The sequence below is a fragment of the Neobacillus sp. YX16 genome (genome assembly GCF_030123505.1).
Lineage (GTDB): Bacteria > Bacillota > Bacilli > Bacillales > Cytobacillaceae > Neobacillus.
In genome coordinates this window covers 107,090-122,500 of the sequence record NZ_CP126115.1, presented here as the reverse complement: position 1 = coordinate 122,500, position 15,411 = coordinate 107,090, and the positions used below count along the sequence as shown (strand labels likewise).

Genomic DNA, 15,411 nt, shown 5'->3' with positions numbered 1-15,411 from the left:
GTTCTTCCCTAACAACAGAGCTTTACGACCCGAAGGCCTTCATCGCTCACGCGGCGTTGCTCCGTCAGACTTTCGTCCATTGCGGAAGATTCCCTACTGCTGCCTCCCGTAGGAGTCTGGGCCGTGTCTCAGTCCCAGTGTGGCCGATCACCCTCTCAGGTCGGCTACGCATCGTCGCCTTGGTGAGCCGTTACCTCACCAACTAGCTAATGCGCCGCGGGCCCATCTGTAAGTGTCAGCGTAAACCGACTTTCAGCTTTTCCTCATGAAAGGAAAAGGATTATCCGGTATTAGCTCCGGTTTCCCGAAGTTATCCCAGTCTTACAGGCAGGTTGCCCACGTGTTACTCACCCGTCCGCCGCTAACCAAGAGGTGCAAGCACCTCAAGATTCGCTCGACTTGCATGTATTAGGCACGCCGCCAGCGTTCGTCCTGAGCCAGGATCAAACTCTCCAAGAAAGTTGATATAGCTCATTTTGTTACGTTGGCTTAGCTTTTCTAAAAAGCTAAAAAATTGTTTGTTGACGTTCTTGTTTGTTTAGTTTTCAAAGAGCAATTAATCATATCGCTCAAAAGCGACTTTATCATCTTACCAAGTTATTAACTTAATGTCAACAACTATTTAACTTCTTTTTTTAAAAAGTTGTTTGTTTCGCAACAACAGATATTAATATACCACCATTGATTCCTCAGCGCAATACCTTTTCGAACTTATTTGTCCCATATACTAAAATAATAATTTTCAAATATCTTTTAGCAAGAAAACAAAAAGCACCAGTTGCCCAGTGCTTTCTATAATAACATTAACGATGGCGCATTAATGGGAATAATAATACGTCACGAATAGATGGTGAGTTGGTTAGTAACATTACAATACGATCAATTCCGATTCCTAATCCACCTGTTGGCGGCATTCCGTATTCCAATGCCTCTACAAAGTCCTCATCCATTTCATGCGCTTCATCATTACCCTGCTCACGCTCTTTTAATTGCGCTTCAAAGCGCTCCCTTTGGTCAATTGGGTCATTTAACTCAGTAAATGCATTGGCATGTTCACGAGCAACGATAAATAACTCAAAACGATCCGTAAATCTTGAATCTTCTTCGTTCTTCTTAGCGAGTGGAGAGATTTCAACTGGATGACCATAAATGAAGGTTGGCTGAATTAACTTTTCTTCAACCTTTTGCTCAAAGAATTCATTAACAATATGACCATATAGCATATGTTCGGTAATCTCTACTCTATGTTCCTTTGCAAGTTCCCGAGCTTCTTCTACACTCATTTGCTTCCAGAAGTCTACACCTGTAAATTCTTTTATCGCATCAACCATGTGTAATCTTTTCCACTCAGGTTCAAGGTTAACTTCATACTCTCCGTATTGGATAGTAGTTGTTCCTAATACTTCTCTCGCAATGTGGGCAATTAGATTTTCAGTCAGACTCATAATGTCCTGGTAATCCGCATATGCCTCATAAAGCTCGATCATCGTAAACTCAGGATTGTGGCGTGTAGAAACACCTTCGTTACGGAATACACGGCCAATTTCGTACACTTTTTCAAGTCCTCCGACGATTAGACGCTTTAGGTGTAGTTCAATGGCGATCCGCATGTAAAGTTCCATATCAAGAGCATTATGGTGAGTTATAAACGGTCTTGCTGACGCACCACCAGCAATAGAGTGCATCATTGGTGTTTCCACCTCTAAATAGCCGTGGTTATCTAAGTAACGACGCATTGATTGAATAATCTTGCTTCGTGTAATAAAAGTAGATCTACTTTCTTGGCTCATAATGAGGTCAAGGTATCGTTGACGGTAGCGCTGTTCCACATCCTTGAGCCCGTGGAATTTATCAGGCAGAGGACGAAGAGCCTTTGTCAAAAACTCAAACTCATGAACCTTTACGGAAAGTTCACCGACCTTTGTTTTAAATAGAGTACCCTTTACACCAATGATATCTCCTAGATCCGAGGAATCAAATACTTCATAAGCCTCCGCACCAATTGCATCAACTCTAACATATACCTGAATCTGCCCGGTAAGGTCTTGGATATTAGCAAATCCCGCTTTACCCTTACCACGTTTCGTCATTATCCTACCTGCAAGAGTAACGGAAACATCTTTCGCTTCAAGGTCTTCTTTTTCCAATTCAGCATATTGCTCTACTAATTCTTTAATATTATGAGAGCGGTCATATCGCTTACCAAAAGGATCTAACCCTCTTTCACGCATGGCGTTCATTTTATCACGTCTGACCTGCAGCTGGTCATTTAATTCTTCTTGACTCATACCTAATCAACTCCAATTACTTTCTTTTTATGTAAACCTCTGGTACATGCTACGCACATTCACTTTTTCTACATACTTTATTATTTTACACAAACTTGAGATTTCAGACATCAAAAAAGTCCTTTATAAATAGGCTGTGTTAAATTAGGCTGTTGATTTGTGCTCCAGGCGGTTCGGGAAGCCTCCTCGGCGCTTAAGCGCCTGCGGGGTCTCCCCTGTCCCGTCCTCCCACTGGAGTCTAGCGCCTTCCGCACAAATCAACAGAGTTCTAAAACCAACGGTTACCGATAACAAAGACTATAAATAAAAACTGCCAGTATTTCACTGGCAGTCATGTGTTTAAACAAAGCTATTATAGAAAAAGAGTAGTGATATGTCAACTTTAGCAAACAGTTACTTGGCTTTCCTTCTCTTCTACATCTGCGACCATATCATTTAACAAGGTTACCATATGATTACGTGTATTACACTCATTGATCGCATTTCTAACTTTCGCGTTGCCTTTTACACCTTTTAGATACCAAGCTGCATGCTTACGCATTTCTCTAACTGCCACATCTTCATTTTTCAAAGCAATTAAACGGTCTAAGTGTAAAATACATACATCCATTTTTTCTCGAACGGAGGGCTCACCCATAAGTTTACCAGTTTTGAGGAATTGAACTGTACGGTAAATCATCCATGGGTTTCCTAAAGCTGCTCTTCCAATCATTACCCCATCACAGCCGGTTTCATCAAGCATCCTTTTTGCATCCTGAGGGGTTTGGACATCACCATTCCCAATTAATGGGATATTAATTGATTGCTTTACTTCTTTAATAATATCCCAGTTCGCTTTTCCTTCATACATTTGAACACGCGTACGACCATGGAGCGCAATCGCTTGACCGCCGGCTCTTTCTACTGCCTGCGCATTTTTGACTGCAAAAATATGGTCCTCATCCCAGCCCATACGCATTTTAACGGTTACTGGTTTTTCAACCGCTTCAACGACAGCTGAAACCATTTCATAGATTTTATCCGGGTCTAACAGCCATTTCGCCCCCGCGTCACATTTTGTAATTTTGGGAACTGGGCAGCCCATATTGATATCAATAATATCAGCGTTCGTACTTTTATCTACAAATTGTGCAGCTTCAACTAGTGTTTTCTTTTCGCCGCCAAAAATCTGCAGGCTTAATGGTTTTTCACGTTCGTCGATATAAAGCATATTCATCGTTTTTGCATTTTTTAAAACGATTCCTTTATCACTGACCATTTCCGCACAAACTAAACCAGCACCAAACTCTTTAACCGTTAGACGGAAGGCAGAGTTACATACACCAGCCATTGGTGCTAAAACGACTTGATTTTTCATTTCAATATTGCCGATTTTCAACATACGATAATGCCTCCCCTTCTATTCATTTGGTGCTAGTTCCTCTAAGGTAATATTTAAGGTTTGACCAATTTTCTTTAGTAACTCACCTGTAGGCAGCCGGTTGCCTCTTTCGATTTCTCCTATAATTGATACTGATACACTAAGTTCCTTCGCAAAGCTTTCCTGTGTGTATCCCTTTAGCTTCCGATAGGCTCGAATACGTCTTCCCCATTTTTCCGCTTCCATAATCGGACTCCTTCTTTGTTAGGTAATTCATTGATTAATGCTTCAAGTGGTTTATCTATATTTGGAATGATTATGTCAGGTTTTATCTCTGACAAAGGTATCATGACAAAATTCCGCTCTAGCATCCGTGGATGCGGGATAATTAGTTTCTCTGTTTCAATATTTTCTTGGTTATAGAGAAGAATGTCAAGGTCAATTGTTCTTGGACCCCATACCATTTCCCTTTTCCTACCAAGTGTTAATTCAAGATTTAAGCAAATATCTAGTAATTCATGGGCACAGAGTGAAGTCATAACCTCAATCACCATATTTAAAAATAAATCTTGATCTTCAAATCCTACAGGATCCGTTTCATAGATTGAGGAGATATTTACCATTTTAATCTCAGGATGATCTGCTAGTTGTTTTATTGCTTCTGTCAAATAATCATACCTGTTTCCGATGTTAGATCCAAGGGCAATAAATGCTGTATTTCCCATTTTTATCTTCTCCTTGTAATTTCAACTGCAACAGACCGATAATGTCCGGGTATTGGCGGGTCTGGTTTGATAACCTTTACAGTTGCTTCGGAAACAAGAGTAAACCGCTTCAAAACAGTTTCTGCAATTTTTTCCGCAATAGCTTCAACAAGCTTATACGGTTTTCCCTCGACAATTTCTTTACACACCTGAAATAACTCACCATAGTTTACCGAATACTCTAGTTCATCACTTTGACCAGCTTTTTTTAAATCTATTAACACCATTAAATCTACGATAAAACGCTGACCAAGTCTTGTTTCCTCAGGAAAGACTCCATGATACCCATAGAATTCCATTTGGTTTACAAATATTTTATCCAAGGCTGACACCCTTCCCCATTAGAACATCCATCATTTTTGCCATTCTGCTCATTTCCTTAACATCATGTATACGAATGATCTGACATCCCTTTTGGATTCCATAACAAACACTAGCGCCAGTCCCTTCCATCCTTTCCGTTATCGGAAGATTGAGTGCTTGTCCAATCATAGATTTTTTTGATGTTCCTAAAAGGACAGGGTAGCCGAGAGCCGTTAGTGTATCTAGGTTTTGCATCATCAAAATGTTCTCATTCAAGTCTTTAGCAAAACCGATTCCTGGGTCTAAAATAATCTGATCATCTCTCACACCTGCTTGTTTTACGATATTTATACTCTCGTACAGGTCATTTAACACGTCTCTTATGAAAAAGGAGTAGTCTCGATTATTTCGATTGTGCATAAGGATAATGGGGGCATTATATTTTGCAGCCACTGCTGCCATTCCTTCATCTGCCTTTGCACCCCAAATATCATTAATAATATGGGCACCTGCTTCAATGGCACTTTGAGCAACTTTTGCTTTATATGTATCAATCGAAATAGGAACCTGCACATGTTTAGCAATCGCTTCTACGACTGGAACTACACGCTCAATCTCTTCCTTTTCAGAAATAACAGTATACCCCGGTCGGGTAGATTCACCGCCAATATCAATGATATCAGCTCCATTTTCAACCATTTCTTTGGCACGCTCAATTGCTTGTTCTATATTATTGTACTTTCCACCATCCGAGAATGAATCTGGGGTTGCATTTAAAATCCCCATAATATAGGTTTTTTTACCGAAGTCTAACTGATATGGTCCGCATTTAATACTGTACTTCCCAGATGTATGCACCCTTAAAACCTCCACTAATTTTTATACTTCTTACATCATACAAGAAAAATGTTTTTTAAAGCAAAAAAAAGAGGTATAGCTCTATGCTAAAACCTCTCCTATTTTACTGATTAATCTTCATATTGGTAAAGCGGTGTACTTAAATAACGTTCTCCATTATCAGGAATAATCGCCAGTACTTTTTTACCTTTTCCAAGTTTCTTGGCAACTTCTAAAGCGGCATGAATAGCTGCTCCGGAAGAGATTCCACCTAGGATTCCTTCCTCTTTTGCAGCTCGACGTGAAGCTGTAAAAGCTTCTTCCGCTTGAACTTGGATGACTTCATCATAAACTTCAGTACTTAAAACAGCAGGAACAAAGCCCGCTCCAATACCTTGAATCTTGTGTGGACCTGGCTTACCGCCTGATAATACTGGAGAATCAGTAGGTTCTACCGCGTAAATTTTCACATTCGGGAACTTCTCACGAAGAACTTCACCTGCACCTGTGATTGTTCCACCAGTACCGATACCTGAAATAAATGCGTCAAGTTGTTCCATTTGTTCCACAATTTCCTTACCAGTAGTTCTACGGTGTACTTCAGGATTTGCTTCATTTTCGAATTGCTGCGGTACGAAATATCCGTTTTCTTCAGCAAGTGCATTGGCTTTAGCAATAGCACCTTTCATTCCTTCTGGTCCTGGTGTAAGTACTAACTCAGCACCATAAGCACGAAGCAGGTTTCTTCTTTCCAAGCTCATTGTTTCAGGCATAACAAAAATTGCCTTGTATCCTTTAGCTGCTGCAATCATAGCTAAACCGATACCTGTATTTCCACTTGTAGGCTCAATAATCGTATCAACACCAGGTTTAATTAAACCCTTCTCTTCTGCTGCTTCAATCATTGCCAAAGCAATACGGTCTTTTACACTACTGCCAGGATTGAAATACTCAAGCTTTAAATAAACCTCTGCACTGTTTTCATCTACTAATCTGTTTAATTTAACAATAGGAGTTTGACCAACTAATTCTGCAACTGAATTTGCTACACGTACCATTAGAGCACCTCTTCCTTTATTCCGAGTATTTTTATTGGTATTATAGTAAAATTTATCAGTTTTCTATTGGTTTTGTCAACACTTTTGCTGTGGGAAATTTCCAAATTTATAAATAAAAACACAGAAAAATTACTTCTGTGCTTCTCTTAGTCTGTGTCCTTATTTCCATAAAACCATTCTACTTTTGTTTCTTCCCAAAAGGTTGCGGTTGAGGCAGAAGTTTTCATTTGTTCAAGTGCAATTTCTCTGCGTATTTGCTGCTTAACATCCTTAAAAGAATACTTTTGTTCCTCAATTTTCCCTACAAGCTTAACAATGGCATAGCCTTGTTCCACTTTAATTGGCTCACTCCAGGCCCCTTTTTTTAACTTCTTTGCTGCTTTAAGGTATTCAGAAGGATACCGTTCCTCCCCTTCCATAATATACCCGATGTCTCCACCTTCATTAGCAGAAAATTCTTCAACGGATTTTTCCATCGCTAGAGCTGAAAAACTCGACCCTTGAGACAGTTCCTTGATTGCCTTTTCTGCTTCATCACTTGATTTCACAATAATATGTGATAAATGATAGGCGGTTGGAATGGTATAAAGCTCTTTATTCGCTTCAAAATACGCCTTCATTTCTTTTTGAGATACCTTTACATCTCTGGTTAGGATTTCTTCCTGAATATGACTATTACGAATATGCTCTTTCCACTTTTTCTCCGTAGTTTTTTTGTTTTCACTTGGAGAACTGTATGTAGTTTGAAGGATTCTATATTCGCGTTCTACATCATCCTCTGAGACCTTAATTTTATACTTTGCTGCCATTTCTTTAATAACTTTTTGATCAATCATGTCTCTTAGTACATCTTTTCCATATCGAGACTCTAACTCATTAAGCCACTCTTGCCTTGTAATTTCACCTTTCCCCACGGTTGCAACGACTTCGTCATTAATTGTTTCTTTCCCTTTTGCAAGGTAAAAGACAATCGTTAGACAGTTCAATAAAATAAGTGCTGCAATAACAATCCATAGCTTCTTTCGTCTCAAAAACTCCTCCCCCTGCGCTTTTTATTTTGCCTGGCTCTTTAGATCTTCAAGCTCTTCTTTCGTGAAGAGATATTTTTCATTACAAAAGTGACAATGAGCCTCTGCCTGTCCATCCTCAACAATCATATCCTCAATTTCACCTTGACCTAAACCGACAATTGCATCTGCAAATCTATTCTTTGAACACACACACTGAAATTGAACAGGCATTGTTTCTAGTACATTTACCTGTTCCTTTCCGAACAGCTCCTCCAAAATTTCTTCTGGAGTAAGGCCTTGTTCAACTAATTTTGAAATCGGAGGAATCGTTTTTAAACGCTCTTCAACCTTAGTAATGGTTTCATCCTTTATTCCCGGCATTAATTGAAAAATAAATCCGCCCGCTGCTAGGATTGTATCGTCGGGATTCACCAAGACACCTACCCCAACAGAGGAAGGCACCTGTTCCGAAGTGGCAAAGTAATAGGTGAAGTCTTCGCCTAATTCTCCAGAGACAATGGGTACAAGACCCGTGAAGAAATCACGAAGACCTGTATCCTTAACAACCGATAAAGTACCGTCAGTACCAACCGCGCGGCGAACATCTAACTTCCCATGCTCATTTGCCTCAAAGTCCACTTGGGGATTTGTAACATAGCCACGGACATCCCCTTTTGCATTACTATCGACTAAGATGACACCAATTGGTCCGCCTCCGTCAATTTTGATGGTTAATTTGTCTTCACCCTTCAACATTGCACCCATCATAACTCCGGCTGTTAGAGAGCGCCCTAGGGCTGCTGAGGCTGTCCGCCATGTTTGATGTCGGCGCTGCGCTTCAGAAACTACTTCAGTTGTACGTACCGCAAACGCTCTAATTTGGCCGTTATAAGCCAAAGCCTTTACTAAATAATCAGTCATTATGTAACTCCTTTCTAGTTGCTATTTCTTAGGGTATCCATATTCCTCTTATAGATTAACTGCAATCCTTTTAAAGTTAAAAATGGATCAACAATATCAATAATCTTGGATTCTTGGGCAATTAATGATGATAATCCTCCCGTTGCAATAACTGTAGGTTTTTGGTCACTTTGATCCATCATTCTTTTAACAATTCCCTCAACTTGACCTACATAACCATAGACAATTCCAGCCTGCATGGCAGCTACTGTATTTTTCCCAATTACACCTTCAGGACGTGCTATATCAATTCTTGGCAGTTTTGCAGCCTTCGAGTATAGAGCCTCCGTCGAGATACCAATCCCTGGTGCAATCGCGCCGCCCATATATTGCCGTTGTTCATTGATGTAGCAATAGGTTGTAGCCGTACCAAAATCCACAATAATCAACGGGCTTCCATATTCATGAATAGCAGCAACGGCATTAACGATACGGTCAGCCCCAACTTCTCTAGGATTTTCATATTTAATATTAAGGCCTGTTTTGATCCCAGGCCCGACCACTAACGGACTGAGTTGAAAGTATTTTTTACACATTCTTTCCAGGGCAAACATAATAGGCGGGACAACAGAAGAAATGATAATTCCATCTATTTGGGAAAACGATAGACCAGAAGCATCAAATAAGGATTTAATAATCATCCCGAATTCATCCTCAGTCCGGTTTCGGTTTGTTTCTACACGCCAATGATACTTAAGTTCTTCCCCATTATATACACCTAAAACAGTATTGGTATTACCTACGTCAAATACGAAAATCAAAAGAATCACTCACTTTTCTGATATTTCTTATGTCATTCTGCAAACATCATATCATAATTACTTTTATCGTGAAAAAAAAGAGTGCTTTTTTGTAAGCACTCTTTTTAAAACATTACTTATCCTCTGTGTCAGAAGGCTGACTGGCAGGTCCTTCATCCTTCTTTGTATTGATATTTACCTTCACATCATCTGATTTTTTCATATCAACTTGAACACTTTCTAGTTCAGCTGCAGATTCTGGCATACGGCCATTTTTAATTAAATAATCGATTTGTTCTGCATTGAGCGTTTCGACTTCAAGAAGAGTCTTAGCAATCAGGTCAAGTTTATCACGATTCTCAGTAAGAATCGTTTTAGCTCTTTCATAACATTCTTTAAGAATGCGTTGAATTTCAAGGTCAATTTCAAAGGCAATGGCATCGGAATAGTTTTGCTCATTATGAATGTCACGGCCCAAGAATACTTGACCGCCTGAAGCCTGACCGAATTGTCCTACGCCAAGCTTATCACTCATACCAAATTCAGTAACCATTTTACGAGCAATTCCTGTCGCACGTTGGAAATCATTGTGAGCTCCAGTACTTACCTCACCAAAGACAATCTCTTCTGCAACACGTCCACCCAATAAGCCCACAATTTTATCAAGTAATTCTGGCTTCGTCATAAAGTAACGGTCTTCCCTTGGAAGCATCACTGCGTATCCGCCGGCTTGACCACGAGGTACGATTGTAACCTTATGAACCATATCTGCCTCATTAAGGATTAATCCAATTACTGTATGCCCGCCTTCATGGAAAGCAACAATATTGCGTTCTTTCTTTGAGATAACACGAGTCTTTTTAGCAGGACCAGCAATGACCCTGTCCGTTGCTTCATCAATATCTTCCATGTCGACCTTCTTCTTATTCTGACGAGCAGCAACTAAGGCTGCTTCATTTAATAAGTTTTCTAAGTCTGCACCAGAAAAACCTGGTGTACGCATCGCGATATTTTTTAAGTTAACGGCTTCATCTAATGGTTTATTCTTTGCATGTACTTTAAGGACTGCTTCACGGCCATTAACATCTGGACGATCAACAGTAATTTGACGGTCAAAACGTCCTGGACGCAATAACGCAGGGTCAAGGATATCTGGACGGTTTGTAGCGGCAATAATAATGATTCCTTCATTTGCCCCGAATCCATCCATCTCAACTAGTAATTGGTTCAAGGTTTGCTCACGCTCATCGTGACCTCCGCCTAAACCAGCACCACGTTGACGGCCGACCGCATCAATTTCATCGATAAAAATGATACATGGAGCATTTTTCTTTGCATTTTCGAATAAATCACGTACACGGGATGCACCGACCCCAACAAACATTTCAACGAAGTCAGAACCACTAATAGAGAAGAAAGGAACACCAGCTTCACCTGCTACTGCACGTGCAAGTAAAGTTTTACCTGTACCTGGGGGACCCACAAGGAGTACTCCTTTTGGAATACGGGCACCAAGTTCCGCAAATTTCCTAGGATCCTTAAGGAATTCTACCACTTCGACTAATTCTTGTTTTTCTTCATCCGCTCCAGCAACATCCTTAAATCGAGCCTTCTTCTTGTCATCATTGTAAAGCTTTGCTTTACTCTTACCAAAGTTCATAACACGGCTTCCGCCGCCTTGAGCTTGATTTAATAAGAAGAAGAATAAGATAAAGATAATCACAAATGGAATAATGGAGGTAAAGAATGTTACCCATCCACTAGTTTCTTTAGCAGGCATTACTTCTACCTTCGAACCTGCTGCATCAATACGCTCTAGAATTTTCTCACTGTTTGGTACATACGTTAAGAAGTTCTTACCACTTTTTATCTCTTTTTCAAACTTCCCCCGAACTTCAAATACCCCACGTTCAGGCTGCATCGAAAATTCGTCCACTTCATTCTTTTCTAAATGTGCTACAAACTCATTGTAAGAAATGTTATCCGTAGGTTCGTTGCTGCCATTGAAGAAGCTTACCACGCCAATTATGACTAAAAATATCAATAAATAAAAGATGGTATTACGGAAAATCCGATTCATCTCTTACCTCCTCCCGCGATAAAAACTTTTTTAGATAGTATCATAGAAAATCATTCCAATTCTTAAATTAATCTGGTTTTAGTTTCACTTAAAGATTATCGCTATATACTTCTGGTTTTAAAACTCCAATATATGGAAGGTTCCGGTATTTTTCGAGATAGTCTAAACCGTATCCTACCACAAATTCATCTGGGACAATAAAACCAACATAATCCGCCTTTATTGCACTCTTCCTTCCTGTTGGTTTGTCAAGCAGGGTAACAATTTTGATTGATTTTGCCTTCCTATATCGGAATAAATCATAGAGATAGCTTAATGTTAAGCCGCTATCGATGATATCCTCAATAATTAAGATGTCTCTTCCTTCTACTGAAGTATCTAAATCCTTTAGAATTTTCACTTCTCCTGAAGAAACAAAACCAGATCCATAGCTCGAAACATCCATAAAATCCATTTCTAGATAACAATCCATTCGTTTTAGTAAATCAGCCATAAATGGCATTGCACCCTTTAGAACACAGATAGCAAGAGGAACCGTATCTTTATATTCCTCCGTTAATTCAGCCGCTAACACCTTGATTTTTTCCTGAATTTCCTCTTCAGAAACTAACACCTTTTCAATATCCTGATTCATCATAAATTGCGCCTCCTAGAAGATCATTACTTATTATATGTGAGTAGTATATACTGACTTGTTGAATGATTAATGCCTTCGATAGCAGATTTTTTTAATCCAGGAAGCCATAGAATCCACCCATCTTTGTCAGTAATAACAGGCCATGAATCTCGATCCTGAATAGGAACTTTACTATCGATAAAAATATCCTTTAGTTTTTTAGTTCCAGTCATTCCTTTCGGGTTCATGCGGTCCCCTATTTTTCTGGTTCGAATCTCGATGGGCAGCTTAATCTTGTCAGCAGGAAATAGTGCATAAAATCCTTTTGTCTCAATAGTATCTTTATCATCAATTACATCCATTCTAATACTTGCCCCATTAGGTAATTTAATTACACCAGGTCCTGATAGTTCATAGGAATAAGGTGTACTCGCTTTCACTTCAAATTGGAAGGAAAGCTGTGAATACGAACGAATCACTTTTAGTCCAATGGGAAGATCAAGTGTTCCAGAAGGATGATGATGTCGAATTAAAGATAGAATATCATCAATATGTAAAGCAGAAAGTGACACTGGTATTACTTTGTAAAGATAGTTTAATATTAGTTGAATACCTCTTCTTTGTAAAGGAATTGGCATTTCTAGAAAAGGGATTATGTCAATGGAAATTCTATTTCCTTCCCCCATTTTCATTACTTTATTCATTCTTTGGACAGTTAATTCCTGAAGAAGTATTTCATCGTTCTGTACATCTTCACTAAAACGTTGAAAATGTTCATGGACATTTTGATTTTCTGCTTTTAAAAAGGGAAGAACTTCATTTCGAAAACGATTCCTGCTATAAATATTTTTTTTATTGCTTGGGTCTAGTCTAGGTACTAAATGCTGCTTCTGACAATATTCTGCAAGCTCTGACTTCGTTAACGATAGGAAAGGGCGAATAATAAATCCATTCCCAAAAGGTCTCGTGAACGGAATCCCTGCTCTTGCAGCACCAGAACTCCCTCTTGTCAATCGCATTAAAATCGTCTCAACTTGATCGTCACCATGATGACCAAGGGCTAAAAAGTCATAATTATATTTTTCCATTATTCCTTCAAAAAACTCATATCTTGCTTGTCTGGATGCAACTTGCGAGTTTTTCCTTGTTCTCTGAATGATTTCAGGAACATTTATTCGTGCCATTTCAAACGGAATTTCCTTTTGTTCACAATAAGCCTTCACGAATAAAGCATCTTCAAATGATTCTTGGCCACGAAACATATGATCTACGTGTGCAGCTACAATGGAGAGGTTTTTCTCTTCCCTTTGCATCCACAAGAAGTGAAGCAATGCCAGTGAATCTGGTCCGCCCGAAACTCCAACCACCACTTTTTTATTTTCTATTTGAAATGAAAGGCGATTGAGTAGTGCAGCTACCTTTGCTTCTAACATTTTGCATTCTTCCTTATAAAGATTCTTTAAAAATTATTTTGAATATCACTAGCTTACCACTTTTATGACAAAAGTATCAAAAACAAAGACCTAATTGATTAGGTCTTTTTTTCCTTCCCTTTTATACGAAATGTTGAACCATTAGTTTCAAAAATCATAAAAGTTTTTGAAAAATATACAATAAGTATAAAAGTGTAATGAAGGTTGTAATACAGATTGTTTCGAACCAGCGGCTTTTTTTCTTCTTTCTACGGTACGTCTGCCTGCTTTTAGGCTGACTTACTGCCTGGCTTACTTTTTGTTTTTGATGGGTACTAGTGGTGGGATTGGTTACGGGTTGTTTATTTCCAGGATGACTATTTTTATTATCCATGACAAGGGATAATAATTCTGTTCTCATTTGGAGTGCATTCGAATATTGTCCATAAAGTGCTTTTACAATGACTTTTTCTAGTGGAAGTAAATCCTTCTGTTTTCGAATGGCTTCTCTAAGCTGGGCAATTCCACCCGTTGTTTTATTAAATCGTTTTGGGTAGGCAGTATTAATCATAATCATTGCGACAGCAAATAAATCATAAGCCGGATCGGCTTTTCTTGACCCTAATCCCCAGTACCCTCTATCATAAAACTCAGTAAACTCCTTAATGGCTCTTCCTTGAAGAGTTGTTCCACCGACATCAATACACCTAATCTTAGGGGTGGGACCAGTAACAATTAGGTTTTCTGGCTTTAAATCCCCAAATACCCAGCCATTTTCATGCAATTTATTCAAGTCATTTAACAATTGCAGAAAAAGAACAGTGGTCCATGATTTCCCTTTACTTTGAATAAATGTCAATAAGTCAGGGCCTTGAATATATTCCATGGCGTAAAATGAAATCTGTCCTCGATTACTTTTCCAATCATCTACATCAAGCAAAGAAGGTCCGAGGGTTGACCCCTGGACCTTCGCAAATGACCTTAATACATTTACCTCAGAGGTAATAGACATTCCGTTATCACTCATCTTTAACGCTACCTGCGTGTTTTTAAACTTTGCAAGGTAGACAATGCCGTTTGCTCCAAATCCGAGTTCCTTTAGAACTGTATATTTATTTGAATGCCATTTTCCAGTGATTATAGTGCCAGGTGATACCTTACATCGACTCTTCAATGAATGATTCATCATCACCGGTCAAAAGACTCCTTAATGAACGTTTTGAATTAAATGAAGTTAGTGCTGTACGAATTGCAGGTCCTGTTGGAGTAATTCCACCTGTTGTAAGCTGGGAGAAGATACTTGTCAAAGATTGTAGCTTTGGTGTCCAGTCTAGAATTTTTTCGACATCATTCTTTTTCCCGGGAAATACAAAAACTGCAAACTGATTATCACCTGTACGTGCATTCAGGCTTAGCGATAGGTCAAGTAGTGCCTCTTTTACGGTAGGAAGCTTGTGTTTCATACTTGCACTTGTATCGACAAGAATCAACACCTCTAATTCGACAGTTTCTCCAAGCTCATCGACCACTTCCATTACTTCCCCTCTTTTCTCAGGAGGAAGATCTTCAATGGTTTGTGAGCGGCCAAGAATTTGCTGTAATTCTCGGTTTACCACACCTTGGATTGTCTGGGTCATTGCTTTCCTTGTAACCATTTGGACCGTTTGTGAGAGTTGCTGAGCATAAACGATTTGACTGACTCCGCCGCCAGACATGGCTATTCCTTCAATTTCCGTCATACCCTTTTCATCAATTACATCCTGCTCCATAACACCGATAACATTTACGGAAATACCTTGTTCTTTTGCAAGAGCCGCCATCGCAATAGGATCTTCCCCTTGATTTGAACAGCCGTCTGTTATTAATAGAATCTGACGAATTTTCCCTGTATACATACTCATTCTCCCTCCACTTTTCGAGTTACTTCCATTTTCGACACGGTGGAGGGGATTTATACATATTCAAAGGGTAAACAGCATAATA

General features: G+C 39.3%; 15 protein-coding genes and 1 rRNA gene (1 of these 16 running past the window's edge). All 16 read right to left on the bottom strand.

The window, feature by feature from the left end; genetic code table 11:
- Positions 1 to 459 (bottom strand): 16S ribosomal RNA (locus QNH48_RS00570) (it extends 1,091 nt beyond the left edge of the window).
- A 344-nt stretch (positions 460 to 803) separates the two neighbouring features.
- Positions 804 to 2,288 carry a lysine--tRNA ligase gene (lysS, locus tag QNH48_RS00565; protein ID WP_283953374.1) on the bottom strand — a complete coding sequence of 495 codons (1,485 nt, stop codon included), beginning with the start codon at positions 2,286 to 2,288 and terminating at the stop codon, positions 804 to 806.
- Positions 2,289 to 2,670: 382 nt separating this feature from the next.
- A complete protein-coding gene (gene dusB / locus QNH48_RS00560; protein ID WP_283953373.1) occupies positions 2,671 to 3,669 on the bottom strand; it encodes a tRNA dihydrouridine synthase DusB in 999 nt (332 codons plus the stop codon).
- 18 nt (positions 3,670 to 3,687) lie between these two features.
- The gene (locus QNH48_RS00555; protein WP_095250655.1) at positions 3,688 to 3,894 is read right to left on the bottom strand and encodes a helix-turn-helix domain-containing protein; all 207 of its coding nucleotides are present in this window, start codon (positions 3,892 to 3,894) and stop codon (positions 3,688 to 3,690) included.
- The gene (gene folK / locus QNH48_RS00550; RefSeq protein WP_283953372.1) at positions 3,846 to 4,373 is read right to left on the bottom strand and encodes a 2-amino-4-hydroxy-6-hydroxymethyldihydropteridine diphosphokinase; all 528 of its coding nucleotides are present in this window, start codon (positions 4,371 to 4,373) and stop codon (positions 3,846 to 3,848) included. Before folK ends, QNH48_RS00555 begins: the two co-directional genes overlap by 49 nt.
- Before the next feature lie 2 nt (positions 4,374 to 4,375).
- Positions 4,376 to 4,735: a dihydroneopterin aldolase gene (folB, locus tag QNH48_RS00545; protein WP_283953371.1), complete on the bottom strand. Its 360-nt coding sequence runs from the start codon at positions 4,733 to 4,735 to the stop codon at positions 4,376 to 4,378.
- Positions 4,728 to 5,501, bottom strand: a complete 774-nt coding sequence (folP, locus tag QNH48_RS00540; protein WP_283955642.1) for a dihydropteroate synthase — start codon at positions 5,499 to 5,501, stop codon at positions 4,728 to 4,730. Before folP ends, folB begins: the two co-directional genes overlap by 8 nt.
- 182 nt (positions 5,502 to 5,683) lie before the next feature.
- The gene (gene cysK / locus QNH48_RS00535) at positions 5,684 to 6,610 is read right to left on the bottom strand and encodes a cysteine synthase A (protein WP_283953370.1); all 927 of its coding nucleotides are present in this window, start codon (positions 6,608 to 6,610) and stop codon (positions 5,684 to 5,686) included.
- 146 nt (positions 6,611 to 6,756) lie between these two features.
- Positions 6,757 to 7,641 (bottom strand): peptidyl-prolyl cis-trans isomerase, encoded by an 885-nt coding sequence (locus QNH48_RS00530; RefSeq protein ID WP_283953369.1) that lies wholly within the window; start codon positions 7,639 to 7,641, stop codon positions 6,757 to 6,759.
- Positions 7,642 to 7,662: 21 nt separating this feature from the next.
- A complete protein-coding gene (hslO, locus tag QNH48_RS00525; RefSeq protein WP_283953368.1) occupies positions 7,663 to 8,541 on the bottom strand; it encodes an Hsp33 family molecular chaperone HslO in 879 nt (292 codons plus the stop codon).
- 14 nt (positions 8,542 to 8,555) lie between these two features.
- Complete coding sequence (locus QNH48_RS00520; RefSeq protein ID WP_283953367.1) at positions 8,556 to 9,341, bottom strand: type III pantothenate kinase; 786 nt, start codon at positions 9,339 to 9,341, stop codon at positions 8,556 to 8,558.
- A 112-nt stretch (positions 9,342 to 9,453) separates the two neighbouring features.
- Positions 9,454 to 11,400, bottom strand: a complete 1,947-nt coding sequence (ftsH, locus tag QNH48_RS00515; RefSeq protein ID WP_283953366.1) for an ATP-dependent zinc metalloprotease FtsH — start codon at positions 11,398 to 11,400, stop codon at positions 9,454 to 9,456.
- Positions 11,401 to 11,488: 88 nt separating this feature from the next.
- The gene (hpt, locus tag QNH48_RS00510; RefSeq protein WP_133372053.1) at positions 11,489 to 12,037 is read right to left on the bottom strand and encodes a hypoxanthine phosphoribosyltransferase; all 549 of its coding nucleotides are present in this window, start codon (positions 12,035 to 12,037) and stop codon (positions 11,489 to 11,491) included.
- A gap of 23 nt (positions 12,038 to 12,060) precedes the next feature.
- Positions 12,061 to 13,449 (bottom strand): tRNA lysidine(34) synthetase TilS, encoded by a 1,389-nt coding sequence (gene tilS, locus QNH48_RS00505; RefSeq protein ID WP_283953365.1) that lies wholly within the window; start codon positions 13,447 to 13,449, stop codon positions 12,061 to 12,063.
- 154 nt (positions 13,450 to 13,603) lie between these two features.
- Positions 13,604 to 14,617, bottom strand: coding sequence for a protein kinase domain-containing protein (locus QNH48_RS00500; protein ID WP_283955641.1), 1,014 nt, complete (start codon positions 14,615 to 14,617; stop codon positions 13,604 to 13,606).
- Entirely contained in the window at positions 14,586 to 15,323 is a 738-nt protein-coding gene (locus QNH48_RS00495) for a vWA domain-containing protein (RefSeq protein ID WP_133372063.1), read from the bottom strand. The genes QNH48_RS00500 and QNH48_RS00495 overlap by 32 nt, the downstream gene beginning before the upstream one ends.
- Positions 15,324 to 15,411 lie beyond the last annotated feature (88 nt).

What these genes read in the sequence shown, in the direction of transcription:
- cysK (WP_283953370.1), bottom strand. Translation starts at nt 6,610, where the DNA reads ATGGTACGTGTAGCAAATTCAGTTGCAGAATTAGTTGGTCAAACTCCT.
- dusB (WP_283953373.1), bottom strand. Translation starts at nt 3,669, where the DNA reads ATGTTGAAAATCGGCAATATTGAAATGAAAAATCAAGTCGTTTTAGCA.
- hslO (WP_283953368.1), bottom strand. Translation starts at nt 8,541, where the DNA reads ATGACTGATTATTTAGTAAAGGCTTTGGCTTATAACGGCCAAATTAGA.
- QNH48_RS00555 (WP_095250655.1), bottom strand. Translation starts at nt 3,894, where the DNA reads ATGGAAGCGGAAAAATGGGGAAGACGTATTCGAGCCTATCGGAAGCTA.
- hpt (WP_133372053.1), bottom strand. Translation starts at nt 12,037, where the DNA reads ATGATGAATCAGGATATTGAAAAGGTGTTAGTTTCTGAAGAGGAAATT.
- tilS (WP_283953365.1), bottom strand. Translation starts at nt 13,449, where the DNA reads ATGTTAGAAGCAAAGGTAGCTGCACTACTCAATCGCCTTTCATTTCAA.
- folP (WP_283955642.1), bottom strand. Translation starts at nt 5,501, where the DNA reads ATGGGGATTTTAAATGCAACCCCAGATTCATTCTCGGATGGTGGAAAG.
- QNH48_RS00495 (WP_133372063.1), bottom strand. Translation starts at nt 15,323, where the DNA reads ATGTATACAGGGAAAATTCGTCAGATTCTATTAATAACAGACGGCTGT.
- folK (WP_283953372.1), bottom strand. Translation starts at nt 4,373, where the DNA reads ATGGGAAATACAGCATTTATTGCCCTTGGATCTAACATCGGAAACAGG.
- QNH48_RS00500 (WP_283955641.1), bottom strand. Translation starts at nt 14,617, where the DNA reads ATGATGAATCATTCATTGAAGAGTCGATGTAAGGTATCACCTGGCACT.
- lysS (WP_283953374.1), bottom strand. Translation starts at nt 2,288, where the DNA reads ATGAGTCAAGAAGAATTAAATGACCAGCTGCAGGTCAGACGTGATAAA.
- ftsH (WP_283953366.1), bottom strand. Translation starts at nt 11,400, where the DNA reads ATGAATCGGATTTTCCGTAATACCATCTTTTATTTATTGATATTTTTA.